Below are 25,065 nucleotides of genomic sequence, written 5' to 3' on the forward strand. Positions count from 1 at the left end.
CCCGGCGGCGGAGCGGCCCGGCGGCGGAGCGGCCCGGCGGCGATGGGACCCGGCGGCGGAGCGACCCGGCGGGGCAGTGTTACCGCCACGCGGCGGGACGGCCGGGCGGTGCGATCGGATGGGTGGGCTGGGTGGAGCCGGGGAACAACGCGGGGTGCGGGCTGGTTGTGGAGGGTGTCGGTGTGACTCAGTGTCCCCGGGCCTCACCTAATATCGCCTTCGCGGAATACCGTTCGGCTGGAGCCGCGTCGTGCCACTCGCCGAGAGGCGACCTGCACACCGACACCAGCGCCGCCCCCGGCCCACCGGCTGGGGGCGGCGCTGTCTGTGCTCATCCGTCAGAGCGTCGCGGCACAATGTCCGGATGACTGACGCCCAGCCGTGGTCCGAGCAGTCGGGCGTACTCGTGCTCCCCAGTGGGGCGACGGTGCGCGGACGCCGCGTCGCTGACGCGGCCCCGCCCGCCGACTTCGCCGTGCTGCTGGCACCTGGTCCGGAGCCGGCCTGGCCGCACCGACGGATCCGGTGGCCCGATTTCTGGGTGCCGCTCGACCGTGCCGAAGCCCTCGACGTCCTGCGGGAGGCGCTGCGACGGGCCCACGACGGTGAACGTGTCGAGGTGGCCTGTCGGGGTGGGGTGGGTCGTACCGGAACGGCCCTGGCCGCACTGGCGATCCTCGACGGTCTGCCGGTCGAGCGGGCGGTGCCGTGGGTGCGGGCCGGCTACCACCCGAAGGCGGTGGAGACCCCCTGGCAGCGGCGCTGGCTGCGCCACGTCACCTGACACCGCCGCCGCCGGTGCGCCGCCGCCGGTGCGCCGCCAGCGGTGTCAGCCCTGGCCGACCACCGCCGGGTTGACGTACTCGCGGAGGTGCTTGGCGGTGAGGGTGTCGCCGGTGGCGACCAGTTCGGCCGGTGTGCCGGTGAAGACGATGCGGCCACCGTCGTGACCGGCGCCGGGGCCGAGGTCGATGAGCCAGTCGGCGTGTGCCATGACCGCCTGGTGGTGCTCGATGACGATCACCGTGTTTCCGGCGTCGACCATCCGGTCGAGCAGGGCCAACAGTTGGTCCACGTCGGCCAGGTGCAGGCCGGTGGTCGGCTCGTCCAGGACGTACGTGGTGGTTTTCTCGGCCAGGTGGATGGCGAGCTTGAGTCGTTGCCGCTCCCCGCCGGACAGGGTGGTCAGCGGCTGGCCGAGGCTGAGGTAGCCCAGCCCGACGTCGACCAGCCGACCGAGGATGACGTGCGGGAAGTACGCGTACGCCTCGGTGACCGACATGGTCAGCACCTCGTGAATGTTCTTGCCGCGCAGCGTGTACGTGAGCACCTCGTCGGTGAAGCGTCGCCCCTCGCACCGTTCGCAGACGCTCGCGACGCCGGCCATCATCGCCAGGTCGGTGTAGATGAGCCCGATTCCCTTGCAGGTCGGGCAGGCGCCCTCGGAGTTGGCGCTGAACAGCGCGGCCTTGACCCCGTTGGCCTTGGCGAAGGCGGTGCGGATCGGGTCGAGCAGGCCGCTGTAGGTGGCCGGGTTGCTGCGTCGCGAGCCGCGGATCGGGGACTGGTCGACGATGACGACCCCGGACCGGCCGCGCAGCGACCCGTGGATCAGTGAGCTCTTGCCGGAGCCGGCCACGCCGGTGACCACTGTGAGGACCCCGAGCGGGATGTCCACGTCCACGTCGTGCAGGTTGTGCAGGTCGGCCTGGCGGATGGCGAGCTGCCCGGTCGGCCGGCGCACGTCGGAGCGCAGTGTCACCCGGTGGTCCAGGTGCCGCCCGGTGAGCGTGTCGGAGCGGCGCAGGCCGGGGATGTCGCCGGTGAAGCAGATCCGACCGCCGTCGGTGCCGGCGCCCGGTCCGAGGTCGACCACGTGGTCGGCGATGGCGATGGTCTCCGGTTTGTGTTCCACCACCAGCACGGTGTTGCCCTTGTCGCGCAGCCGCAGCAGCAGGTCGTTCATCCGGGCGATGTCGTGCGGGTGCAGGCCGACGGTGGGTTCGTCGAAGACGTACGTGACGTCGGAGAGGCTGGAGCCGAGGTGCCGGACCATCTTCACCCGTTGCGCCTCGCCGCCGGAGAGGGTTGCCGACTCGCGGTCCAGGCTGAGGTAGCCCAGACCGATCTCGACCAGGGAGTCCAGCAGGTCGCGGAGGTTGGCGACCAGTGGCGCGGCCCCGGGGTCGTCGACGGTGCGGACGAACGCGGCCAGGTCGCTGATCTGCATGGCCGAGCAGTCGGCGATGGTGAGCCCGGCGATCCGTGATGACAGGGCCGCCGCGTTGAGTCGGGTGCCGCCGCAGTCGCCGCAGCTGGTGAAGGTGACCGCCCGGTCGACGAAGGCGCGGATGTGGGGTTGCATCGACTCGCGGTCCTTGCTCAGAAGGAGCCGCTTGACCTTGACCGCCAGCCCCTCGTACGTCCAGTTGTTGCTACCCACCTTGATCTTGGTGGCCGGCTTGTGCAGGAAGTCCTCCCACTGTTGCGGGGTGAAGTCCTGGAGTTTGACGTCCGGGTCGAACAGGCCGGAGCCGACGATGGTCTGCCAGTACCAGGAGTCGACAGCGAAGTTGGGCACGGTGATCGCGCCGTCGTTGAGGGAGCGCTCGACGTCGACCAGCTCGTTGACGTCGAGGTCGGAGACCCGGCCCAGCCCCTCGCAGGTGGGGCACATGCCCTCGGGCAGGTTGAAGCTGAACGCACCGGCGCCGCCGATGGACGGCTGGCCGAGGCGGCTGAAGAGGATCCGCAGCATGGCGTACGCGTCGGTGGCGGTGCCGACGGTGGAGCGGGAGTTGACGCCCATCCGTTCCTGGTCGACGACGATGGCCGCGCTGAGGTTGCGCAGCGAGTCGACGTCCGGCCGGTTGAGGTTCGGCATGAACGACTGGAGGAACGCGCTGTAGGTCTCGTTGATCATGCGCTGGGACTCGGCGGCGATGGTGCCGAAGACCAGCGACGACTTGCCCGACCCGGAGACGCCGGTGAAGACGGTCAGCCGGCGTTTGGGGATGTCGACCGAGACGTCGGCGAGATTGTTCTCCCGCGCCCCGCGTACCTCGATCATGTCGTGGCTGTCGGCGGCGGACCATGCTGGCTGCGACATACGAACCCTTCACGGAATCGTGGCGGGACTTTGCCCCGCCGGGCACTGGCGGGTTCCATTGTCTCATTCATCCCCATGTAGACAGTTCTGGTGAACTCCGAGCGCGCACCGAAGCACTACGCCCCGTAAAGTCTCAAATCACGTCGTAAGCGGTACGGTGGCTCGCGTGGACGTCGCCTCGAAGGATCGGCTGCGCGCCGTGGACCTGGCGGCCACCGTCGGGATCTCGGTGCAGCAGGTGCGCAACTACGTCGAGTTGGGGGTCCTGCCTCCGGTGCGCCGCACCGCCAGCGGCTACCGGATCTTCACCACCGAGCACGCCCGAGCGCTGACAGTGGCGCGGCGGTTGGCCGAGGGGCACGGCTGGAGCCGTACCCGGGAGATCATGGCGGCGGTGCACACGGGTGACCTGCCGGCGGCCCTGGCGGCGCTCGACGGCGGCCATGCCGAGCTGGACCGGGAACGCGCCGAGATCCGACGGGTGCTCGGCGCCTTCGAGACCGTGCTGGCCAGCCCACCCGCGGCCCGGCCCGCGCCACGCCACGGCGTCCGCATCGGCGAGGTCGCCGCCCTGGTCGGGGTCCGGACCTCACAGCTGCGGCTGTGGGAGGAGCGCGAGCTGCTGCGGCCGGGCCGCACCCCGGGCACCAACTACCGGGTGTACGACGAGGCGGAGCTTCGCGCGGCGCAGGTCATCGCGTTGCTGCGCCGGGGCGCGTACCCGTTCGAGATCATCGCCGCGGTGCTGGGCGAGCTGCGGACCACCGGGAGCGCCCAGCGGGTCCGCGCCGAGTTGGGCCGCCGCGAGCAGGAGCTGCACACCCGCAGCCTGCGCCGGCTGCGGGGTAGCGCCGCGCTGCACGACTACCTGCGCGGTCGCGGCGACGCGAGTGACCGGCATCCCGTCCCGCCGGGCGATCTTCCTGACTAGGGTCGGGCACATGAGAGCTGCGCTGCTGGCGGCCACGACGTCCGCCGTCCTGCTCGCTCCCGTGCCGGTCGGTGCGACGGGAGCGTCCGCCGCGCCGACGGTGCGCTGCCCCCGGGTCCCGGCGCCAGCGGCGTCCCGCCCACCCCGGCCGTCGCCTCCACCCGCCGTTCCCGAGCAACGGACGATCGGCGGCGCGGCGCTGGACACGGCCGGCCTGGTCGCGCCGGCCGGCGTCGTCGCGCCGCCCAGGGTCACCGCCACGTCGTGGCTGGTCGCCGACCTGGACAGCGGCCAGGTGCTCGGCGGCTGCGGCCCCCACGAGTACGGCACACCGGCGAGCGTGCAGAAGCTCCTGCTGGCGGCCACGATGATGCCCAAGCTCGACCCGAGGCAGACGGTCACCGTCACCGACGCGGACATGAACATCGAACCCGGCTCCTCGGCCGTGGGCCTGGTCGCGGGCGGCCGGTACACCATCGAGACCATCTGGCTCGGGTTGCTGCTCAACTCCGGCAACGAGGCCGCCAACGCGCTGGCCCGACTCGGCAGCGGGACGGACAGCGCCGCCGGCGTGCGCGCCATGAACGAGCAGGCGCACCACCTCGGCGCGCTCCAGACGCACGCGGTCACCCCGTCCGGGCTGGACGGCGAGGGGCAGTTCACCAGCGCGTACGACCTGGCGCTGATCGCCCGATCCTGCTTCGCCGAGCCGAACTTCCGTCGGTACGCGCTGACCGAGCAGACGTCGATTCCGCCCCAGCCGGCGCAACGCACCAAGGGCTTCGAGATCCAGAACGAGAACCAGCTCATCTACCGGTACCCGGGGGCGCTCGGCGGCAAGACCGGCTTCACCGATCTGGCCCGGCACACCTACGTGGGGGCGGCGGAACGCGGCGGGCGGCGGCTGGTGGTGACACTGCTGGGCGCCGAATCGGCACCGGTACGCGGCTGGGAGCAGGGTGCGGCCCTGCTGGACTGGGGTTTCACAGTGCCCCGGGACGCCGCCGTGGGTCGGCTGGTCGAGCCCGGCGAGCTGACCGCCACCCCCTCGGCGGCGCCGTCCGCGCTGGCGGCACCCGGCGCGCCCCGGCCGGCGGCGGCCAGTGGGCCCGCGCGTACCGGCTCGGAGTGGCTCTGGTCGGTGACCGCGGTGAGCGGCGCGACGGTGGTGGCGTTGTTGGGCGGCCTGCTGTGGCGGCGTCGCCGCCGGATGCTCTGACGGATCGACATCGGGCGCTGCCGTCCATAGACTCCGGTCTTTCTGGCACCACCAGTCCAGGAGGATCCCTGTGTCGAGTGAACTCGAACCGCGCCCCGCAATGGCGGCACCCCGCCGGCCGGTGCGCGCCCTGACCCGCCTCGCGGGGGTGACAGCGCTCGCCGGGGCGCTGGTCGTCGGCTCGTCCGCCACCGCGCTCGCCGCCCCGGGCCCGTCGGCCGACTCGGCGGGCATCTCCGCCGCGCCGCTCGTGACTGTCGACGCCGCCACCCGACCGCCGCGCACCACCCACGGCCCGTGCGCGTACACCGAGACCCCGGACGAACCCGCCGCCCGGCCGGTGCCGCTGCCGCCCGACCCGCGACGCACCCCGTCTCGGGGCAGTGTCCGGGTGACACTGGCGACCAATCACGGGCCGATCGGGTTGACACTGGACCGGGCCGCCGCGCCGTGCACGGTGCAGAGCTTCCTGCACCTGGTGAGCAAGCGGTTCTACGACCGCACCCCGTGCCACCGGCTCACCGCCTACCCGACGCTGAGCGTGCTGCAGTGCGGTGACCCGTCCGGCACCGGCGAGGGCGGCCCGGGCTACCGCTATCGCGACGAGTTGCCGACCGACCTGCCGCCCGCGCCCACCGACCCGACCGGGGAGCGCCGGGTGTACGCCCGGGGGTTGCTGGCCATGGCCAACGCCGGGCCGGACACCAACGGCAGCCAGTTCTTCCTGGTCTACGCCAACTCCGCGCTGCGTCCCCACTACACGATCTTCGGCGAGGTCGATGGTGCCGGCCTGGCCGCGTTGGACCGGATCGCCGCCGGGGGAGTGGCGCCGACCGCCGAAGACCCGGCGCCGGTCGACGGCGCGCCCGCACTGCCGGTGACCATCCGCAAGGCCGTCCGCTGGCACCACCACTGACAGCGCGGCGCGGTGGGTGACCGTCGGTTGCTCACCGCGCCCGCCGTGGGTGGCGCTCGGTCGGGCAGGACCTCGCCGGAATTTTCGGGAACGGACCGGAACCGGTCCAACCGGTTTCCGACGCAGTTCCGGCCGTCACGTCGAGGCGGGCGACCCGGTCAGCGGGGCGGCGGTGCTGTCCCGGACGACCAACTCGGTGGCGAGTTCCACCCGGGGCGAGTCAATGCCCTCGCCCTGGGCCAGGCGCAGAACGGTCCGGGCCGCCAACCGTCCCATCTCGACCAACGGTTGGCGCACTGTGGTCAGTGGCGGTGAGGCCCAGCGGGCTTCCGGCAGGTCGTCGAACCCCACCACGCTCACGTCGTCCGGCACGCGCAGCCCGCGGCGCCGGATGGCCTCGTAGACGCCGAAGGCCATCTGGTCGCTGGAGGCGAAGATGCCGGTCGGCGGGTCGGCGAGGTTGAGCAGCGCGGTCCCGCCGGCAAAACCGGAGGCGTGGTAGAAGTCGCCCGGGTAGATCAGCGCGTCGTCCACCGGCACCCCGGCGGCCTCCAGCCCGGCCCGGTAACCGTCGAGCCGGGCCCGGCTGCACAGCAGGTGCGTCGGCCCGGCCACGAAACCGATGCGCCGGTGCCCGATCGCGAGCAGATGTTCGGTCGCGGCGAGCCCGCCGGCCCAGTTGGTGGCGCCAATCGTCGGCACGTCCATGGCCGGCACCCCGGCCGGGTCCACGACCACCACTGGCACGTTGAGGCGACGCAGCTGCGCGTGCAGCGGCGGGCTCAGATGCGAGGTCACGAAGATGACGCCGTCGGTGGCCCGGGTGCGCAGGTTCTGCAACCACTGCCGAGCCGCTGTGGGCTGCCGGTGGATCGCGGAGACCACGGTGCCGACGCCCGCACCGTGCCCGACATCCTCCACCCCCCGGATGATCTCCACGGCCCAGGGGCTGTCCAGGTCGTTGAAGACCAGGTCGACGAGACCGGCACGGCGAACGCTGCGACTGGTGCGACGCCGGTAGCCGTGGTGGCGCAACAACTCCTCGACCCGCTCCCGGGTGTCCGGGGCCACATCGGAGCGCCCGTTGAGCACCCGTGACACGGTCGGCACCGACACCCCGGCCTCCCGTGCGATCGCGGTGATGGTCACCCTGCGTCCGTCGTCCGCGCCCACCCGCGTCTCCTTCACCGAGCCGGAGGAACGACCACCAGGCGTCGCCCACCGTGTGTCCCGAAACGGCGTGCCCGTTCCACGCGTCATCTTGCCTCACCGACGGGGGTTGACGACATGCCAGGTCGATCGAAGCTTCGCTTGAGTTGCGGAAAAGTTCCGGACTTTTTCCGGTCACTTTCGCTCGACGGACCACAGGGATCCTGGGATGGTGACCCTGGCCGGGCTGATAGACAGGACTCGTGCGCTACCGCCTGGCCGTCGTGTTCGCGCTCGCCGCGCTGCTCGGCGGCTGCTCGCGGCCGGAGCCCCGCCCCGCGCCGGCCGCGCCGCAGCCGACGTCGGCGAGCCCCACACCCACTCCCGCGCCGACCCCGTCCACCTCCGTGGCGGCCGCGCTGCCGGGGTTCGTGGTGCTGACCGACCTCGACCCGCGCATTCACGCCGACATCCGGTACGCCACACCGCACAACTTCGTCGGCCGACCGATCACCGGCTACCGCGAGCCGCTGTGCCTGCTCACCCGGCAGGCGGCCGAGGCGTTGCGCCGCGTACAGGACGCCGCGCTGACCGGTGGGCACAGCCTCAAGGTGTACGACTGCTACCGCCCGCAACCGGCGGTGGACGACTTCGTCGCCTGGTCGAAGCGCCCCGACGAGCAGCAGACCAAGGCCGAGTTCTACCCGGACCTGGCCAAGAACCGGCTCTTCGCCGACGGTTACATCGGCGCGCCCACCGCGCACAGCCGCGGCAGCACCCTGGACCTGACACTGGTCGACGAGCCCGCCGCCAGCCAACCTCCGTACCGGGTCGGGCAACCGCTGGTCGCCTGCACCGCCCCGCGCGGGCAGCGCTTCGCTGACAACAGCATCGACATGGGTACGGGCTTCGACTGCTTCGACTCGCGGGCGCACACCGCCGACCCCCGCGTCACCGGGACGGCGCGGGACAACCGCCGGTTGTTGCAGCGGCTGATGACCGACGCCGGGTTCGTCAACTACGACCGCGAGTGGTGGCACTACAGCCTGCGCGACGAGCCGTACCCGGACACGTTCTTCGCCGCCCCGGTCGCCCGCTCCTCGGTCGGCTGACCCGCCCTGGGCCCGAGGTCAGGTCCAGTAGAGGATTCGGCAGGCGGGCACGCGGGCTGTCAGTTCGGCGGTGAACCAGTCGCGCAGCTCGGTCATCTGCTCACGCGGGTAGACGTACTTCACCGCGCCGAACTTGCCGTGCTTACGGGTGCGGGACTCCTCGTCCATCTCCAGTCGGGTGCGCGGGTACCAGCCGAGCAGCACCTCCTTGCTGCCCGGCGTGAACCGGTGGGTGATCAGCTCGGCGGTCAGATCCAGGTCCGGCACCCCGTCGACCGCCGCGCGGACGTGATCGAGCAGTTCGCCGTAGTGCTCCGGCCAGTCCGGCAGCGCGATGATCGGCGCGATGGTCAGCCCGACCGGGTAGCCGTCGAGGGCGAGCCGGCGCAGCGCGGCGAGACGGTCCGGCACCCGGGCGGTGCCACCCTCGAACCGCTCGCTGACCGGGGCGCAGTTGACGCTGAAGCGGACCCGGGTCCGGCCGGCGTGCGGCAGCCCCACGAAGGTGTCCACGTCGGCGTACTTGGTGGTCCAGCGCAGTTGTACGGGGGCGTCCCAGTCGGCGAAGTGCTGCACCGCGCGCCGCCAACTGCCGGTCAGGTGCTCGAGGGCGAGCGGGTCGGTGTAGCAGGACGCCTCGAAGGTGGTGCCCTCGTCGGCGCGCCGCGCGTTGCGGCTGGTCACCGTGCCACGTCCGGCGTACGCGGCCAGCCCGGTGAGGATGTCGTCGAGGTCCGCGTACACCCGGGTCACCGGCGGACCGGACAGGGATCCGGCGAGGTAGCAGTACTGGCAGTGCGCGGGGCAGCCCTCGGCCAGGTCGACCCGCCAGTCGGCGCTGGGGGCGATGGGTTGCAGGACGCGCCGCGAGGGTGGGCTCACCACGATCGCCATCGTCGACTTGGCCCGGGCGTAGGTCTCCCGGTCGGTCTGCCCGCGTACCCCGGTGAGCCGGTTGGCGCGCAGGTGTTCCACCTCGATGCCGAGTGCCCGCACCCGCTCGACGATCCGTTGGCCGTGTGGGTGGTCGAGCGCGGCGGGGGTGGCCACCACCCGGCTCGGGGTCCAGCGGCGTGCCGACCGGGCCGGCGGCGCGAGGCCGGCCAGATCGCGGGTCGGCACACGTTCGCCGCTGGCGTCGTGCGGCGCGGCGGGTACGTCCACGGCGAGCGGCTGGTCGACGTCGACGGCGTCCGGGCTGGTCATCCGGCCGGGGTACCCGTTGCCGCAGGAATCCCACCCGATCGGCCGCCCCGCGATTGACTCCGCCCAACCGGAGCGCATAACCTTCCATCTATCTGTAAACCTTGTGAACAGATGCACATCGACGCGGCGGCGCGCGTCCCGACCGAAGGGACGATCAGGTGATCGCAGAACTCTCCACCCGTACCAGACGGATCCTGTCGTTGTTCGTCGCCCTGGTCGTCGCGTTGACCGCCGGTCTCGCGGTCAACGCCTCACGCAGCGCCCAGGCCGCCCCGACGTTCAAGGTCCTGGCCTTCTACAACGGCACCTGGGACGCCGCGCACATCGACTTCGTCAAGGACGCCCGAGCCTGGTTCCCGCAGGCCGCCGCCCAGCACGGCTTCTCCTGGGAGGCCACCAACAACTGGGGCCTGCTGAACACCGCCAACCTGGCCCAGTACAAGGTCGTCATGTTCCTGGACGACGCGCCGCCCGCCGCGCAGCGCGCCGCGTTCCAGCAGTACGTGCAGAACGGCGGGGGGTGGTTCGGCTTCCACGTCAGCGCGTTCACCACCAACCCGTCGAGCTGGAGCTGGTACTACAACACCTTCCTCGGCACCGGCTCGTTCCAGACGAACACCTGGGGACCCACCCGGGTCACGATGCGCGCCGACAACCGCACCCACGCCGCCACCCGGAACCTCCCGGCGACGTTCCCGTCGTCGATCAGCGAGTGGTACTCCTGGAGCAACGACCTGCGGCAGAACCCCAACATCGACATCCTCGCCTCGGTCGACCCGTCCAGCTTCCCGGTCGGCACGGACCCCAACCAGTCCTGGTACGGGGGTTACTACCCGCTCGTCTGGAGCAACCGGCAGTACAAGATGCTCTACGCCAACTTCGGCCACAACGAGATGAACTACAGCACCAACACCGGGCTGTCGTCGACGTTCGACAGCGCGCAGCAGAACCAGTTGCTGATCGACGGGCTGCACTGGTTGGCAGGCGTCGGCACCGTCCCGCCGACCACGCCCCCGCCGTCCGACGGCATCTCGCCGACCGCCTGGCACACAGCGGTCAACCGGGCCAGCGGCAAGTGCGTGGACGCCCGGGCCGCGGCCAGCGCGAACGGCACCGCCATCCAGCAGTACGCGTGCAACAGCAGCACCGCGCAGCAGTACCAGTTCGTGCCGACCAGCGGCGGGTACCTGCGGGTGAACAACCGCAACAACAGCGCCCAGGTGCTCGACGTGACGAACCGGTCGACCGCCGACTCGGCGCCGATTCAGCTCTGGTCCTACAGCGGCGGCAACAACCAGCAGTGGCGGGCCGAGCCCGAGGGGGGCGGCTACTACCGCCTGGTCAACCGCTCCAGCGGCAAGTGTCTCGACGTCCCGGGTGCGTCCACCGCGGACAGCGTCCAACTCATCCAATACACCTGCAACGGCACCGCGGCGCAGTCCTTCCGGCTGGTGCCGCAGGCATAGATCTACTGCCGTAGCCTCTCGGCCATGGCGATTCCCGACCTGGTGCCGATCGCGCACGAGCCCGACTACCGCACCAGCACGATCGGCCACTACGACAAGGGTCAGTTCTTCGGCTCCGTCACCGCCACCCTTGAGGACGGTGCCGGAGCCGAAGACGACTGGTACCGCCACAAGCGCTGGTACGCGGTGCTGCACCGGTTCGACGCCGACGGTGTGCACACCGACTCCGACATCTGGTTCGCCGGCACCAGCGAGGACGAGGAAGCCTCGATTGATCGGGCGGAGGCTCGCCTCGCCGAGTGGCTGGACGCCCTGCCCGGCCGGGTCTTCGCTGACATCGCCATCCGGCTGTTCCAGGTCGAGGTCGACGGGCACGTCTTCGGGCTGGTCGACTGGTCCCACGAGTACGACGGCGCGGACCACGCCGAGTTCCTCCCCGACGACCTGGGGTTCGATCCGCCCTGGGACGGGGTCTACGACACCTGAGCGGCGCGAGCGAACCGGGCGGCGACGTCCCGGACGACGGTGCGCAGCTCCGGTGGGTCGAGCACGTCGAAGTCGACAGCCAGCGTGCTGAGGAAGGCGGCGAGATTGCCCAGCGACTCGCCGCCGGTGTGCAGCAGGCAGGCGCGTTCGTCGATCGCCTCCAGCAGGCCCGCCGTGGTGGGGATCCGTTGCGCCATCGCCTCGGCCGACGCGTGCAGGCGTACCCGGGCGGGGTGTGGCCAGGCCGTGGAGCCGACGCCGCGCAGCACGTGCGCGACCGCGTCGCCACCTGGCGGCTCCCGCGGCGCGAAGCGTGGGCCGGTCGGCACCCGGGGTTGGATCCGGTCGGCGCGGAACGTCCGCCAGTCGGCCCGGTCGGTGTCCCACCCCAGCAGGTACCACCGCCGCCCGGTGTAGACCAGACGGTACGGCTCGACGTCGCGCACGCTGACCGTGCCGTCGTGGCCGGCGTAGTCGAACCGCAGCCGCTCCCGACGGTGCGCGGCCGTGGAGACGGCGGTGAGTGTGTCGGCGTCCACTGTCGGGCCACCGCCCGCGGCGGAGACCGTCGCCGAGCGTAGGGCGTCCACTCGGTGCCGCAGCCGTGACGGCAACGACTGCTCCAGCTTGGCCAACGCCCGCAGCGAGGTCTCCTCGATGCCGGTCACCGAGCCGCCGGCTGCCGCTCGCAGCCCGACGGCCACCGCCACTGCCTCGTCGTCGTCGAGCAGCAGCGGTGGCAGCGCCGACCCGGCACCGAGCCGGTAGCCGCCGGCGACCCCCGGGTGTGACTCGATCTGGTAGCCCAGCACCCGCAGCCGCTCCACGTCCGTGCGTACCGTGCGGGTGGTGACCGCGAGCCGCTCGGCCAGCTCGGCGCCGGACCACTCCCGGCGCACCTGCAGGAGAGTCAGCAGCCGCAGCAGGCGCACGGAGGTCTCCACCATGTTCGCGAGTCTGCCCTACGGCTAGCGGGGATATCCATTGCGGACGTGCCGTGGCCCTCCTAGTCTCGTCGGTGCAAGGCCAACCGATGACACCCGAGGGGAGTACGCCATGTCGCGACGCGTCCGCACCGACGCCCGCTGGTGCCTGCTCTCCGCCGGCACCCCTTTGCAGATCACCGCGAAAACCCGTGCCTACCGCCCATCGCGGCGCAACGAGCCGGGGTGGCGCGACTGACGCCGACGCTGACGCGTCCGCCGGCCGCCCATCCCACCGGGATCGGGCGGCCCTTTCGTATCCGCGCACCGCCGCTGGCCGCCAAATATGATCATTAACGGTCACCGCACGACAGAAGGAGACCACGATGGGATTCACCCCCCTCGCCGGTACCCGGGCACCGGTCCGGGTCTGGACCGACCCGTACGCCATCGAGGCGCAGGCCGCCAAGCAGCTGCGCAACATCGGCGCGCTGCCCTGGGTGCAGGGTGTCGCCGTCATGCCCGACGTGCACTTCGGCAAGGGCGCCACGGTCGGCTCGGTGATCGCGATGCGGCAGGCCGTCTCGCCGGCCGCGGTCGGCGTCGACATCGGCTGCGGGATGTCGGCGGTCCGTACCTCGCTGACCGCTGCCGACCTGCCGGACGACCTGGCCGGGCTGCGCGCCGCGATCGAGGCCACCATTCCGGTCGGCTTCGCCCAGCGCAAGGACTCGGTCGACACCCGTCGGATCCGGGGCCTGGAGCAGGCCGGCTGGAACGACTTCTGGGGCCGGTTCGCCGGCCTGGACCGGCGGGTGGCGCAGCTGGAGACGCGGGCGCAGCGGCAGATCGGCACCCTCGGCGGGGGCAACCACTTCATCGAGGTCTGCCTGGAGCAGGGCGGCCCCGACGAGGGGCGGGTCTGGCTGATGCTGCACTCCGGGTCCCGCAACATCGGCAAGGAACTGGCCGAGCGGCACATCGGGGTGGCCCGGGGGCTGCCGCACAACGCCGACCTTCCGGACCGGGACCTGGCCGTGTTCCTCGCCGGGACGCCGGAGATGGACGCGTACCGGCGGGATCTCTGGTGGGCGCAGGAGTACGCGCGGCGCAACCGGGCGGTCATGCTGGCCCTGCTCTGCGGCGTGGTGCGTGAGCACTTCCCGCAGGTGTCCTTCGACGAGTCGATCTCGTGTCACCACAACTACGTGTCCGAGGAGAGCTACGACGGGGTGGACGTGCTGGTGACCCGCAAGGGCGCCATCCGGGCCGGCCGGGGTGACCTGGGCATCATCCCCGGGTCGATGGGCACCGGGTCGTACATCGTGCGGGGACGGGGAAACGCCGACGCGTACTGCTCGGCGTCGCACGGGGCAGGGCGTCGGATGTCTCGGGCGCAGGCCAAGCGGACCTTCAGCACCGAGGACCTGGCCGCGCAGACCGCCGGGGTGGAGTGCCGCAAGGACGCCGGGGTGGTCGACGAGATCCCCGGCGCGTACAAGGACATCACCGAGGTGATGGCCCAGCAGGAGGACCTGGTCGAGGTGGTCGCGCACCTCAAGCAGGTGGTCTGCGTGAAGGGCTGACGTGCCGTGCGGGCCGGGGAAACCGGCCCGCACGGCCGCTGGTCAGAAGCCGACGAAGACCCGGCGCAGGTCGTCGAGGGTCACCGAGCCGGTCACCTGCACCCCGTCGGGGGTGTGCTGGGGACCGAGCCGTCCGGTGGCCAGCCGCAGCCATGCCTCGGCCGGGGCCACCAGCTCCCCGTCGGGGCGCTCCGGCGCGTCGACGATCTCGACCTTCTCGCCCAGCCGCAGCCCGAACGTCCGCTCGGGCGCGTGCAGCCGGACCAGCACCGTGGCCTCCCGGCCGGCCAGCTCCCGGGGTCGGCTGGTCCAGGCCAGCATGCCGCCGATCTGGTCGAGCAGCAGCGGCACCGCTCCCGGCGTCACCGCCGCGAACCCGTTGAACGCCACCTCGGCGTCCCACTGGTGCAGGGCGAACTCGCTGAGCCGGAACCGGGCCGCGGTGGCCACGTCGACCGGCTCCGGCAGGAAGCCGAGGTCGATCCGCATCGAGGCCCGGGTCTCGGCGTCCAGCGCCTCGTACGCCTCGACCAGCCGTTCGTTCGTGGCGAGGAACCCGGCGGCGTGCTCGGCCGGGGCCATCGCGTCCCAGCGTGCCCAGACGCCACGGTTGAAGTCCCCGTCCGGGCCGGGCGCGCCGGAACGGGCGGCGTCCAGCGTCGCCAGGTTGATCTCGGCGCCGCTGCCCAGGTGGCTCAGCACCTGGGAGACCTGCCACTCGCTGGCCCCCGACGGCCGGAGCAGGTCGTCCTCCTTGAGGTCCCGTACGAGCGCGGCGAGCTCCTCGTGGCCCGCGCGCAGAGCTGTGATGATCTGGTCAGCAGGGGTCGACATGGATCTCCTCAAACGGATTTTCGACGATGGTCGGGACGCTACCGGACGTGGCCGCCGGCCGGCCCGCCCCGGTGTCGGGGCGCTCCGGCCGGCGGCCACGTCGCTCAGGCTCAGCCCATGTGCACGGTGTTGCCGGTCGGGATGTCCTCCTTGCGGACCTTCACCAGGACCAGGGTGGCCAGTCCGGCGAGCACGATCAGCGCAGCGCCCCAGGCGAAGGCCACCCGGTAGCCGTGCACCAGCGCCTCGACCTGGTTGACCGGGTTCGGTGCCCGTCCGACCAGGTAGGCGGCGACCGCGCTGGTGTAGAAGGTGTTCAGCAGCGCGGTGCCGAGCGAGCCACCAATCTGCTGGGTGGCGTTGAGCGTCGCGCTGGCCGCGCCGGCGTCGTGCTCCGGCACCCCGACCAGGGCGAGGCTGGACAGCGGGACGAAGGTGAAGCCCAGCCCCAGACCCAGGACGACCTGCGCGGGCAGCAGGTGGGTGAGGAACGAGGTGTCCACGTCGATCTGGGTCAGCACCAGCATGCCCACGGCGGCGAGCGCCGAACCGGCGACCATCAGCGGCTTGGCACCCAACCGGGGCATGAGCTGGCTGGCGCCGCCCGCGGCGATCAGCACGCCGGCGGTGACCGGCAGGGACGCGAGACCGGCTTCGAGGGGCTTGTACTCCAGCACCACCTGGAAGTAGAAGGTCAGGAAGAGGAACGCCCCGAACAGGCCGGCGCCGATCAGCGTCGAGGTGAGGAACGCGCCGCCCCGGTTGCGGTCCAGCAGGATCCGCAGCGGCAGCAGCGGGTGGCTGGAGCGCAGCTCGATCACCACGAAGGCGGCGAGCAGCACCACGCCCGCGCCGATGAAACCGAGCGTCGCGGTGGCGTCCCAGCCGTCCTCGGCTGCCTTGGTGAAGCCGTAGACCAGGGAGACCAGGCCGGCGGTCACCACGATCGCACCGGGCACGTCGTAGCGGGTGTTGCCGTGGGCCCGGCTCTCCGGCACCAGCGGCAGCGCGAACGCGATGGCGATGGCGGCGACCGGGATGTTGACCAGCAGGCACCAGCGCCAGTCGGCGTACTCGGTGAGCACCCCGCCGAGCAGCAGGCCGACCGCCGACCCACCGCCGGCGATCGCGCCGTACACCGCGAAGGCCTTGGCCCGCTCGGTGGCCTCGGTGAACAGGACGGTGAGCAGCGCCAGCGCGGCCGGGGCGAGCAGCGCGCCGAAGGCGCCCTGCAACGCGCGGGCGGCGAAGAGCATCTCACCGGTGGTGGCCAGACCGCCCAGGGCGGAGGCGAGCGCGAAACCGGTCATGCCGACCAGGAAGGTGCGCTTACGCCCCCAGTAGTCGGCGATGCGACCGCCGAGCAGCAGCAGACCACCGAAGGCCAGCGTGTAGGCGGTGATCACCCACTGCCGGTTCGCGTCGGTGATCCCCAGGTCGGCCTGGGCCTGCGGCAGCGCGATGTTCACGATCGTGGCGTCCAGGACGACCATCAGCTGTGAGACCGCGATGACCGCCAGCGCGATCCAGCGCCGCGGGTGCGGTGCGCCTGTCGACGCCCCGGCGTTGGGCGCGCCGGGCGCGGTCGAGGTGGTTCCGGGCATGGTGAAGCCTTCCGTGTTGCGAATATCGGTGAATCAGGCCGGCGACGGACGGTCGTGCTGATAGCGGAGTACCGGGATCAGCACCTGGTCGACGACCTGGGTGAGGAACGCGTCATCGGCGGGTAGGCCGTGCGCGACGATGCGGGACATGGTGAGCGCGGGCGCCAGATCGTGGAACAACTCCCGCTCGCCGGCCTCCGGCGGGATCTCCCCGCGGGCGGCGGCCCGGACCAGGATGGCGGTGCTTGCCACCCGCCCGGCCGGCAGTACCTGGTGACGCACCAGGCGTTCCAGCTCGGGGTTGGTCCGCATGGCGAAGGTCAACGCCTGCATGAGGTCGCAGTCGGCAGTGCAGATCGCGGCCGTGGCCTTCAGCAACTCGATCAGGTCCCCGCGGAGGGAGCCGGTGTCGGGCGGGTTGTGGACACCCACGTGCCGGTCGCGCAGGGCGGCGACGACCAGCTCGGCCTTGCCGTCCCAGCGTCGGTAGATGGTGGCCTTGCTGACGTGGGCGCGGGCGGCCACGGCGTCGATGGTCATCCGGTCGAAGCCGACCTCGCGCAGGGTGTCGATGACGACGGTGAACAGGTCGCTGTCGGTGCAGCGCGGGGCCCGGGCTGCCGGCACCCCGGCACCCGCGCCCACCTGCTGACCACCCAGCATCCCGACCCCCCGCGAAACGATGTCGTACTGACACTAGTTCGCGGTTGGCTGATCGTGCAGGGTTTCGTGAGTTGCCTCGCATCCAGCCGGCGAAACGGTCACGTTTCACGGGGAGTCGGCCCGGGTGTCAGGATCGGCACGGGTCGCGTGGTCAGGAACCCAGCGCCACTTCCACCTTCTTGCGGGTTCCCCAGCCGGTGCGCCAGCAGGTGGCGACGCCGTACCAGCGGATCGCGCGCAGCACGACCAGGGCGAACACCACGGCGACGGGCGTGAGGAGCCAGGTGCCCCACTGGTAGGCCGTCGACTGGTCCGATCGTCGCACCGTCATGTAGCGGAGCGCCTGCCCGTACCCGACGATCAACGGCACGGCCACCAGCCACGGAATCGCCCTCGGATCGGGGTCGATGATCGGCGACAGGATCGCCACCGCCACGAACAGCACCGTCGCGACCACAGTCGCCGCCCAGCGCAGCAGATGCAGCCACCACGCGATCGACAGCAACGACAGGTACCGGACCCGCCACCAGGTCCTGATGAAGCTGCCGCGCATCCACCGCAGGAACATCCGGCAGAAGTGCCCGGCGTTCTCCGGCATGAGGGAGAACGCGAACGCCGACGGCTGCTGCACGGTACGTCCCCTGACCATCGCGAAGAGGGTGAGGAGGGAGTCGTCGGAGAAGGGCACCCGTTGGCCGAAGAACGTCTCCGTCAGATACGCGCCGAGGTTGTCGCGAACCACCTCCGCGCGGTAGGCGGCGATCGGGCCCGAGTTCACCCACACGCACCCGAACACCGACAGCGACGACCGGTCGGTGAGCTGCCCGGTCACCAGCCACAGGTCGGTGAACCGGGTGAGGAAGCTGCTGCGCACGTTCGCGGCCATCACCACCCCCGCGACGGACTGCACCGCCGGGTCGGCGAAGGGCTTCAGCAACTCGTCGAGGGCGTTCGGATCCGAGATGGTGTCCGAGTCCACCGTCCAGTAGACGTCGGCTGCCGGTGTCGACCGCACCGCGGCGGCCTGGGCGTGCCGTTTCCCGGCGTTGGGTTGGATGTGCCAGGCGGCGATGATCCCGTGTACGGGGGCGACGTCGAGAAACCACCTCTTGATCGGCTGGTAGCCCTCGGTCAGCTTCGAACCGTCGTCCACCACGTAGATGGTGTTTGGTCTGCGTGTTTGGAAGATCATGGATTCGAGGCAGGCCCGCAGCGCGCCCGGATCCTCGTTGTACGCCGGCACGATGCCCACCACGTGCAGACCGTCGAGGTGCCCCTGCATCCGGTCGGTGACCACTGCGGGCTTCTCCAGATAGGAGGTGCCGAGCTGCCAGATCAGCAGCAGAAACATGGCGGCGTACGCGAAGGTGAAGCGATGACCGCCTCCGTCGATGGCGCCGATCACGGCGAGGACGTGATGGGCGGTCCACGCCGCCGCGGCGGCCAGGACGACCGCCGCGGCGAACAGGACACGACCCTTCGTGACACTCGCGGTCACTGGCCGACCGACTGCTTACGACGGAACGTCATCCGGATCATGATGAAGCCGACGAGGACGGCTGTCGCTCCGGTGAGGGCGATGGTGAGCGGCAGGGGGAGGGCGTAGCTGCCGATCCCGGCCGCGCCGCCGATCGTGACGACGCCCATACCGGTACGGGGAAGGCTGCCACCGGACATGATGTATCTCCGCTCTGTGAGGGATGGCGAGGCTGTCGCGGCGACCGGTACGACTTCCTGAGTCGCCCGGCCGGCACGGTGCTGAACAGCGAATATGACTGTGTGCAATGACGCGCTCACGTTGGCAAACATGTCTACCCAGGTCAATCTCGAAGGTCACGTGAACGGCCGTCCGGCCAAGCCCGACGAGCCTTCGCGCTGCCGGCGTGTCGGAGACGTTCCCACCGGCTCCACGGCATCTGGCCTGCGGTTTCATCGCGTGGCCGCGCCGGCCCGGGAAATGCCGGCGAGGATCTGCGCTGTCGGGTAGACGTCAGCGCCGCACGTCGCCGTCGACAAATGGATGACGCATCGGGTTAACACCCTCTGGGGCGAGGTGGTCAGTCGCGGGCCGCGAGGACCACCGGCACCGCCATCGTGTTGATCCGCGTGCCGTTCTCGGCGGACACCTCGTACACCTCGACAGTGCCCTTCTGTTCGCGGACCGTGCGCCAGCCGACCGCCACGCGGTAGCCGCCCCGGCAGCCGCTGCCGCAACTGGCGGTGCCGAAACCGGTGGCCACCTCCCGGCCGGCGGCGTCCAGCACCCGGACGCTCACAGTGGCCTCGAACACGGTGGCGGTGCCGGTGACGACGAGCGGAGCGGAGACGCGCTCCCCGGGGATCGGGCCGGTGACCACGATCGGTGGCAGCAGGTCCGCGTAATCCGCCCGGTCGACCGGGGCGGCGTCGTCGAGGCGGACCTGACGCACGCTGGGAAACTGGGTGAGCGTCCACACCACCTGCGCCTCGCGCAGCCGCCGGGTGGCCGGGTCACCGACGGACGGCACCCGCAGCGTCGCCACGCCGTCGGCGATGCGGGTGACCTCGACGCCGGTCGGAAGCAGGGTGATCATCCCGGTGGCGGCCTCGGCCGGGCTCGGCCCGGCGGCCAGTTCGGTCAGCGCCAGCCGGGACGTCGCGACAGTGGCCGGCCGGGTGCGCCGGGTCGGCACGAGCAGCCCGGCGCGGACGTACCACAGCTCGATGGTCACCGGATCCGGCCGGCGCGTGCCGGTGGACGCCGCCGTCGAGGGACCCGGCGGCCGGTTCGCGGGCGGTGGCGTCGGTGCCACGGCCCGGGTCGCTGTGGGTTCCGGGCGGTCGGTGAGTGCGACGCTCGGCGGCGGCGCGGTGGGCGCCGGGCCGAGATCACCGGAGCGGGGAGTGCCGCAGCCGCCGAGCAGGAGCGACGCGACCAGCGCCGATGCGCCCAGCCCGACCGCGCCGCGGCCGGTCACCCCACACCGCCCGGCGTGCCTGCGGTACGCCCAACCGGACCCGGGCGGGCACTGTCGTTCGGGGGCGACAGGTCGTCACCGTGGGGGCCGGCGGGACCAGCGATGGGCAACTCCAGCCGGAACCGGGTGCCCTCGCCCGGTTCGCTGCGCACGCTCAGCGCGCCGCCGAGCAGCTCGGCGTGCTCCCGGGCGATGGCCAGCCCGAGCCCGCTGCCCGGCGCGGAGCGGGACGGATCGACCTGGTGGAACCGGTCGAACACGCGGGACAGGTGCTCGGCCGGGATACCCGGCCCCTCGTCGGTGACCTCGAAGGCGACCAGGGTGCCCGCGCCCGCCACGCTGGCCGTGATCTCGCCGCCGCCGTGCTCGACCGCGTTGGCGACCAGGTTGGCCAGCACGCGCTCCAGCCGACGCCTGTCGGTGCGCGCCGTGACCGGATCACCGGCGACCCGCACCCGCGGCGACCAGCCGCGCGCCCCGACGATGCCGTGCAGCAGCGCCAACGCGTCGACCGGCCCGACGGCCAACTGCTCCCGCCCGGCGTCCAGCCGGGAGATCTCCATCAGATCCTCCACCAACCGGCGCAGCCGGACCACGTCGCCGACCAGCAGCCGGGCCGCCGGTCGGGCGTCGTCGGGCAGCTGGTCGAGGTGCTCGCGCAGCAGCGACGCCGCGGCCACCAACGCGGTCACCGGGGTACGCAGCTCGTGCGCGACGTCGGCGGTGAACCGCCGCTCGCGGGCCTGCGCGGCCGACAGCGCCGCGATCTTCGACTCCAGTGCCTCGGCCATCTCGTTGAACGTCGCCGCCCAGACGCTGAACTCGTCGCGCCCGCGTACCGGCAGGCGAGTGGCGAGCAGGCCCTCGGTGAGCGCTCGGGCGGCCCGGCTGGCCCGGCCCACCGGCTCCAACGTGCGACGGGCCAACGCGTGCCCCACCGCGGCGGCGAGCAACACCACGAGCACCCAGCCGGCCACCAGCGCGGTGCGGAGTTGACCCAGGTCGGTGGCGACGTCGTCCTCCACGGTCAGGACGTACAACTCGGCGGCCGAGCCGGGGATGCGCCCACCGATCACCAGCAGCCGAGGACGCTCCGCCGGCGCGGAGCGCTGATAACCGAGCCGCCCGTCCGCGACCACGGCCCGCAACCGGGTGCCCAGCACCGGGACGTACGCGGGGTGCGAGGCGCGGGTCGGGCCGTCGACGAGCAGCACGTGCCGACCGCTGGCCTCGAAGCTGGTGAGCAGTTCGGTGCTGCGCTGCTCGGTCAGCGGCAGGAACTGCCCAGCGAGAACGAGTTGGTAGCGGGCATCGGCGGCGGCCTCGTGCAGCGACGCGTCCAACCAGGACTGGCGCAGCAGCAGCCCGGTCCCGCCAGCGAGCAGCCCGGCCGAGACGCCGGCGACCAGGACGAACGCGATCGTCAGCCGGCGCCGCAGGCGCCCGGGGAACACCCCGCGTCCGGCCATCGCCGCCCCCGTCAGCCCGTCGACAGTTTGTAACCGGCGCCGCGCACGGTCCGGATCAGCAGTGGCTGCGTCGGGTCGTCCTCGATCTTGGCCCGTAACCGCTGCACCGCCACGTCGACCAGTCGGGAGTCGCCGAGGAAGTCGTGGTTCCAGACCAGGTCCAGCAGCAGGTCCCGGGTGAAGACCTGACCGGGCCGGCGGGCCAGCTCCAGTAACAGGCGGAACTCGGTGGCGGTGAGCGCCACCTCTTGGCCGTGCCGGCGAACCACGAAGCCGCCCGGGTCGATCTCCAGGCCGCCGACCTCGATGACTGACGAGGGGGCCGACACGTTCATCCGGCGCAGCACCGAACGAACCCGGGCCACCAGCTCGGGCAGGTCGAAGGGCTTACGCAGATAGTCGTCCGCGCCGCACTCCAGCCCGACCACCACGTCGATGGTGTCGGTACGCGCGGTCAGCATCAGGATCGGCACCTGGCTGGTCCGCCGGATCTCCCGGCAGACCTCCAGACCGTCCAGGCCCGGCAGCATGATGTCGAGCACGATGAGGTCGACGGGGTGGGCGCGGAACGCGGCCAGGGCCTGCCGCCCGTCGACGGCGGTGTCGACCCGGAAGCCGGCGCGGCGCAGACCGAGGGCGGTGACCTCCCGGATCGAGAAATCGTCCTCGACCACCAGCACGCGGCCCTCCATCACCCGAGGGTAGACCCGGCGCCACAGTGCGTAGTCCTGGCGGAACGGCCGACATCGGCGGCCGGCTGGCCCCCTCCGGGCGCTGCCCAACCGCTACGTTCAGGTGCCTTCGGCACCCCTGGAAACAGCTCACACGAAAGGGCACGACGTGAAACGTCATGGCTGCGTGATCCGACTCCGCCCCGAGCAGCGGGAGACCTACCTGCGGTTGCATGCCGCCGTCTGGCCGAGCGTGGAGAAGACGCTGCGCGAGGCGAACTTCCGCAACTACACCATCTTCCTCCACGACGATCTGCTCTTCGGCTACTACGAGTACGTGGGCGACGACTACGAGGCCGACCTGCGGCTGATCGCGGCGGACCCGCAGACGCAGGAGTGGTGGAAGCTGACCGACCCGTGTCAGGAGTCGATCGCCGAGCCCGGCTCGGGGGACTTCTGGGCCCCGATGCGCGAGGTCTGGCACCTGGCCGACGAGGCTTAGGTCAATGTCGATCATGGAGTTGTGGTGCCCGTCGTGGCGACTGTCGGTCGCCTTGTCACCCACCACAACTCCATGATCGGCGGGACGGGAGTTCGCCGCCGCACTGATCACCACGCCGACCGTGACGCTACCGGCGTCGCCTGCGGCTGCTGGCGAGCGGTGACGGTCGAGCTCCCGCCCCGGTCACCACTGGTGGGCGACGTCGAGCACCACCCGGCTGTGGGTGCCCGGACCGGCGAGCACGAGCACCCGGAACGGCAAGCGCGCCCGTACGCCGACGGCGAAGGTGCTGTAGCCCTCGAAGCTGCCGCCGAACACCACGTCGCGCAGCGTCGGGTAGCGCAGCAAGTTCGCCACGTGCTCGCCGACCGCGTAGGGCACGGTGCCCAGGTGGTCGTCGTCGTACGCCGGGGCCCGCAGGGAGACCCGCAGCAGCGCCCCGCCGGCGGTGTACGGCGACAGCGCCAGCCCTTCGCCCTCGGTCCACGTCTCGCCGTAGCCGATCGCGTAACCGTCGACCGGACCGTTGAACTCGAACACGACCCGGTCGTAGCAGTCGTGCCGGCCGGTCCGCACGTCCATCAGCGGTGCGTCGCTCAGGGTGCCGGCCGCCTTCTCCGCGCTGCCCCAGGTGATCCCGCAGTACGCCGCTCCCGTCGTGGTGCCCGCGGCGGTGCTGCTGCCGGCGCTGGCGACCAGCCCGGCGAGGACGACCGCCAACGCGGTCAGTGCGCTCCTGATCCTCATTGTGGTTTCTCCGTTCGGTATGGGGGTCACGTCGCGGCGGCGCTGCCGGTGACCCTCTGCCGCCACCGTCGTCCTGCCCCGGCACGGGAGCTTCGCCGCGACGTAACCGCTGGGTAACGGCCCGCACGTCGCCGGTATGACGCTTCCGCTATGCCGAACATCGGCCGCCGTCACATTAATATCGGCGCGTATCGATGGACCGGTGGCGACGGTCGCCGGACGACCGCAGGGAGTACCCGATGTTCCGAGGACAACTGAGACGCGCGGCGCTGGCCATGCTGGTGGCGATCCTGGCGGCGGCCGGGATACAGCTCGCCACCGGTACGCCGGCCGCCGCCATCCGGACCGTCTACTACGACGCGAGCCGGACCGGCGAGTTCCGCACCAACTTCGACCAGGCGGCGCAGATCTGGAACAGCCGGGTCAGCAACGTCCGACTCCTGGCCGGTACCCCGGCCAGCATCACCATCTACGTCGACGAAGGCTGGCCCCGCGCGCAGCCGACCGGCCTCGGCTCGGGCCGGATCTGGATGGGCCGCACGGCCGTCAACCAGGGCTACGACCGCACCCGCATCGCCACCCACGAAGTCGGCCACATCCTCGGCCTGCCGGACCGGCGCACCGGTCTCTGCTCCGATCTGATGTCCGGCAGCAGCGCACCGGTCTCCTGCCGCAACGCGAACCCCAGCGCCGCCGAAGCGAGCCGGGTGAACTCGCTGTTCGCCGGCTCCCTGGCCGCGCCGGCCAGCACGACGTACACCTGGAACGGCGACTCCGACATCAGCCCGCTGGTGGTCGGCGGCCGGCCGGCCACGGAGAACTACCCCTTCATGGTGTACGTCTCCGGCTGCACGGGCACGCTGATCAAGGGCAACTGGGCGGTCACCGCCAAGCACTGCTCGACGCCGTCCTCGGTGCGGGTGGGCAGCATCAACCGTTCCAGCGGCGGGACCGTGGTGCGGGTGACCCGGGCGGTCAACCACCCGAGCGTCGACGTCAAGCTGCTGCAACTGGCCAGCTCGGTCACGTACGCGCCGGCCCCGATCCCGAGCACCTCCGGCGCGGTCGGCACCGCCACCCGGATCATCGGCTGGGGTCAGACCTGCGCCCCGCGGGGCTGCGGTTCGGCTCCGGCCGTGGCCAACGAACTCGACACGTCCATCGTGGCCGACAGCCGGTGCTCCGGCATCAACGGTCCGTACGAGATCTGCACCAACAACACCAACGGCAACTCCGGCGCCTGCTACGGCGACTCGGGTGGTCCGCAGGTGCGCCGGGTCAACGGAGTGTGGAACCTGATCGGCGCCACGAGTCGGGCCGGCAACAACAACTCCACCTGTGCCACCGGCCCGTCCATCTACGTCGACCTGCCGTCGATCCGATCGTGGATCTCCACTCAGGTGGGTGGCCTGCCGGTCTGACCATCAGCGACATCGCGGGCGGGGGCGAGCACCACACGCGCCCCCGCCCCGGTGTGCCGGTGCCACCCACGCCATCCCACGATGCGATACGGTG

At 71.6% G+C, this 25,065-nt stretch carries 24 protein-coding genes; 11 read left to right on the forward strand and 13 right to left on the reverse strand.

The genetic code is table 11. From position 1 onward, the window contains the following. Positions 1-364: 364 nt before the first annotated feature. On the forward strand, positions 365-784 hold the full coding sequence (locus NIE111_RS01605; protein WP_238682690.1) for a protein-tyrosine phosphatase family protein: 420 nt from the start codon (positions 365-367) through the stop codon (positions 782-784). Positions 785-829: 45 nt separating this feature from the next. Here NIE111_RS01605 and NIE111_RS01610 read toward each other — a convergent pair whose 3' ends face one another. Then, the gene (locus NIE111_RS01610; RefSeq protein WP_238682691.1) at positions 830-3,109 is read right to left on the reverse strand and encodes an ATP-binding cassette domain-containing protein; all 2,280 of its coding nucleotides are present in this window, start codon (positions 3,107-3,109) and stop codon (positions 830-832) included. A gap of 166 nt (positions 3,110-3,275) precedes the next feature. Between NIE111_RS01610 and NIE111_RS01615 the strand changes: the two genes are divergently transcribed. From NIE111_RS01615 to NIE111_RS01625, 3 genes are all read left to right on the forward strand, one after another. Beyond that, entirely contained in the window at positions 3,276-4,040 is a 765-nt protein-coding gene (locus tag NIE111_RS01615; RefSeq protein WP_238682692.1) for a MerR family transcriptional regulator, read from the forward strand. A gap of 10 nt (positions 4,041-4,050) precedes the next feature. After that, positions 4,051-5,259: a D-alanyl-D-alanine carboxypeptidase family protein gene (locus NIE111_RS01620; RefSeq protein ID WP_238682693.1), complete on the forward strand. Its 1,209-nt coding sequence runs from the start codon at positions 4,051-4,053 to the stop codon at positions 5,257-5,259. A 100-nt stretch (positions 5,260-5,359) separates the two neighbouring features. Continuing rightward, positions 5,360-6,175, forward strand: coding sequence for a peptidylprolyl isomerase (locus NIE111_RS01625; RefSeq protein WP_274530528.1), 816 nt, complete (start codon positions 5,360-5,362; stop codon positions 6,173-6,175). A 135-nt stretch (positions 6,176-6,310) separates the two neighbouring features. Here NIE111_RS01625 and NIE111_RS01630 read toward each other — a convergent pair whose 3' ends face one another. Further along, entirely contained in the window at positions 6,311-7,348 is a 1,038-nt protein-coding gene (locus NIE111_RS01630) for a LacI family DNA-binding transcriptional regulator (RefSeq protein ID WP_238682695.1), read from the reverse strand. A 239-nt stretch (positions 7,349-7,587) separates the two neighbouring features. Here NIE111_RS01630 and NIE111_RS01635 point away from each other — a divergent pair, with 239 nt between their 5' ends. Then, complete coding sequence (locus tag NIE111_RS01635; protein WP_238682696.1) at positions 7,588-8,436, forward strand: M15 family metallopeptidase; 849 nt, start codon at positions 7,588-7,590, stop codon at positions 8,434-8,436. An 18-nt stretch (positions 8,437-8,454) separates the two neighbouring features. On the opposite strand, the gene NIE111_RS01640 is transcribed toward NIE111_RS01635, so the two are convergent. Further along, positions 8,455-9,642 (reverse strand): spore photoproduct lyase family protein, encoded by a 1,188-nt coding sequence (locus tag NIE111_RS01640; protein ID WP_238682697.1) that lies wholly within the window; start codon positions 9,640-9,642, stop codon positions 8,455-8,457. Positions 9,643-9,800: 158 nt separating this feature from the next. Here NIE111_RS01640 and NIE111_RS01645 point away from each other — a divergent pair, with 158 nt between their 5' ends. Together NIE111_RS01645 and NIE111_RS01650 are read left to right on the forward strand one after the other, a co-directional pair. Then, positions 9,801-11,108, forward strand: coding sequence for an RICIN domain-containing protein (locus NIE111_RS01645; RefSeq protein ID WP_238682698.1), 1,308 nt, complete (start codon positions 9,801-9,803; stop codon positions 11,106-11,108). 24 nt (positions 11,109-11,132) lie between these two features. Beyond that, a complete protein-coding gene (locus NIE111_RS01650) occupies positions 11,133-11,594 on the forward strand; it encodes a hypothetical protein (RefSeq protein ID WP_238682699.1) in 462 nt (153 codons plus the stop codon). On the opposite strand, the gene NIE111_RS01655 is transcribed toward NIE111_RS01650, so the two are convergent. Next, positions 11,582-12,541, reverse strand: coding sequence for a helix-turn-helix transcriptional regulator (locus tag NIE111_RS01655; protein ID WP_238682700.1), 960 nt, complete (start codon positions 12,539-12,541; stop codon positions 11,582-11,584). The genes NIE111_RS01650 and NIE111_RS01655 overlap by 13 nt on opposite strands. Positions 12,542-12,650: 109 nt before the next feature. Between NIE111_RS01655 and NIE111_RS31865 the strand changes: the two genes are divergently transcribed. Then, complete coding sequence (locus NIE111_RS31865) at positions 12,651-12,776, forward strand: hypothetical protein (protein WP_266302769.1); 126 nt, start codon at positions 12,651-12,653, stop codon at positions 12,774-12,776. 127 nt (positions 12,777-12,903) lie between these two features. Next, a complete protein-coding gene (locus NIE111_RS01660) occupies positions 12,904-14,103 on the forward strand; it encodes an RtcB family protein (protein WP_238682701.1) in 1,200 nt (399 codons plus the stop codon). A 42-nt stretch (positions 14,104-14,145) separates the two neighbouring features. On the opposite strand, the gene NIE111_RS01665 is transcribed toward NIE111_RS01660, so the two are convergent. From NIE111_RS01665 to NIE111_RS01700, 8 genes are all read right to left on the reverse strand, one after another. Beyond that, entirely contained in the window at positions 14,146-14,937 is a 792-nt protein-coding gene (locus NIE111_RS01665; RefSeq protein ID WP_238682702.1) for a maleylpyruvate isomerase family mycothiol-dependent enzyme, read from the reverse strand. A 110-nt stretch (positions 14,938-15,047) separates the two neighbouring features. Continuing rightward, positions 15,048-16,541 carry an MFS transporter gene (locus NIE111_RS01670; RefSeq protein ID WP_238682703.1) on the reverse strand — a complete coding sequence of 498 codons (1,494 nt, stop codon included), beginning with the start codon at positions 16,539-16,541 and terminating at the stop codon, positions 15,048-15,050. A gap of 33 nt (positions 16,542-16,574) precedes the next feature. After that, positions 16,575-17,204 carry a TetR/AcrR family transcriptional regulator gene (locus NIE111_RS01675; RefSeq protein WP_238682704.1) on the reverse strand — a complete coding sequence of 210 codons (630 nt, stop codon included), beginning with the start codon at positions 17,202-17,204 and terminating at the stop codon, positions 16,575-16,577. A 151-nt stretch (positions 17,205-17,355) separates the two neighbouring features. Further along, positions 17,356-18,702, reverse strand: a complete 1,347-nt coding sequence (locus tag NIE111_RS01680; RefSeq protein WP_238682705.1) for a glycosyltransferase — start codon at positions 18,700-18,702, stop codon at positions 17,356-17,358. Beyond that, positions 18,699-18,881 carry a hypothetical protein gene (locus NIE111_RS01685; protein ID WP_203117656.1) on the reverse strand — a complete coding sequence of 61 codons (183 nt, stop codon included), beginning with the start codon at positions 18,879-18,881 and terminating at the stop codon, positions 18,699-18,701. The genes NIE111_RS01680 and NIE111_RS01685 overlap by 4 nt, the downstream gene beginning before the upstream one ends. A gap of 380 nt (positions 18,882-19,261) precedes the next feature. Further along, positions 19,262-20,161, reverse strand: coding sequence for a Gmad2 immunoglobulin-like domain-containing protein (locus tag NIE111_RS01690; protein WP_238682706.1), 900 nt, complete (start codon positions 20,159-20,161; stop codon positions 19,262-19,264). Beyond that, complete coding sequence (locus NIE111_RS01695; RefSeq protein WP_238682707.1) at positions 20,158-21,630, reverse strand: ATP-binding protein; 1,473 nt, start codon at positions 21,628-21,630, stop codon at positions 20,158-20,160. The genes NIE111_RS01690 and NIE111_RS01695 overlap by 4 nt, the downstream gene beginning before the upstream one ends. A gap of 11 nt (positions 21,631-21,641) precedes the next feature. Then, positions 21,642-22,322, reverse strand: a complete 681-nt coding sequence (locus NIE111_RS01700) for a response regulator (protein ID WP_238682708.1) — start codon at positions 22,320-22,322, stop codon at positions 21,642-21,644. A gap of 166 nt (positions 22,323-22,488) precedes the next feature. Here NIE111_RS01700 and NIE111_RS01705 point away from each other — a divergent pair, with 166 nt between their 5' ends. After that, on the forward strand, positions 22,489-22,803 hold the full coding sequence (locus NIE111_RS01705) for an L-rhamnose mutarotase (RefSeq protein WP_238682709.1): 315 nt from the start codon (positions 22,489-22,491) through the stop codon (positions 22,801-22,803). A gap of 183 nt (positions 22,804-22,986) precedes the next feature. Here NIE111_RS01705 and NIE111_RS01710 read toward each other — a convergent pair whose 3' ends face one another. After that, entirely contained in the window at positions 22,987-23,550 is a 564-nt protein-coding gene (locus tag NIE111_RS01710) for an AMIN-like domain-containing (lipo)protein (RefSeq protein ID WP_238682710.1), read from the reverse strand. Positions 23,551-23,825: 275 nt separating this feature from the next. On the opposite strand from NIE111_RS01710, the gene NIE111_RS01715 reads away from it, so the two are divergent. Further along, positions 23,826-24,971 (forward strand): snapalysin family zinc-dependent metalloprotease, encoded by a 1,146-nt coding sequence (locus NIE111_RS01715; protein WP_372488268.1) that lies wholly within the window; start codon positions 23,826-23,828, stop codon positions 24,969-24,971. The last annotated feature ends 94 nt before the right edge of the window (positions 24,972-25,065 follow it).

The sequence above is a fragment of the Micromonospora hortensis genome (assembly GCF_022230935.1).
Taxonomy (GTDB): Bacteria; Actinomycetota; Actinomycetes; order Mycobacteriales; family Micromonosporaceae; genus Micromonospora; species Micromonospora hortensis.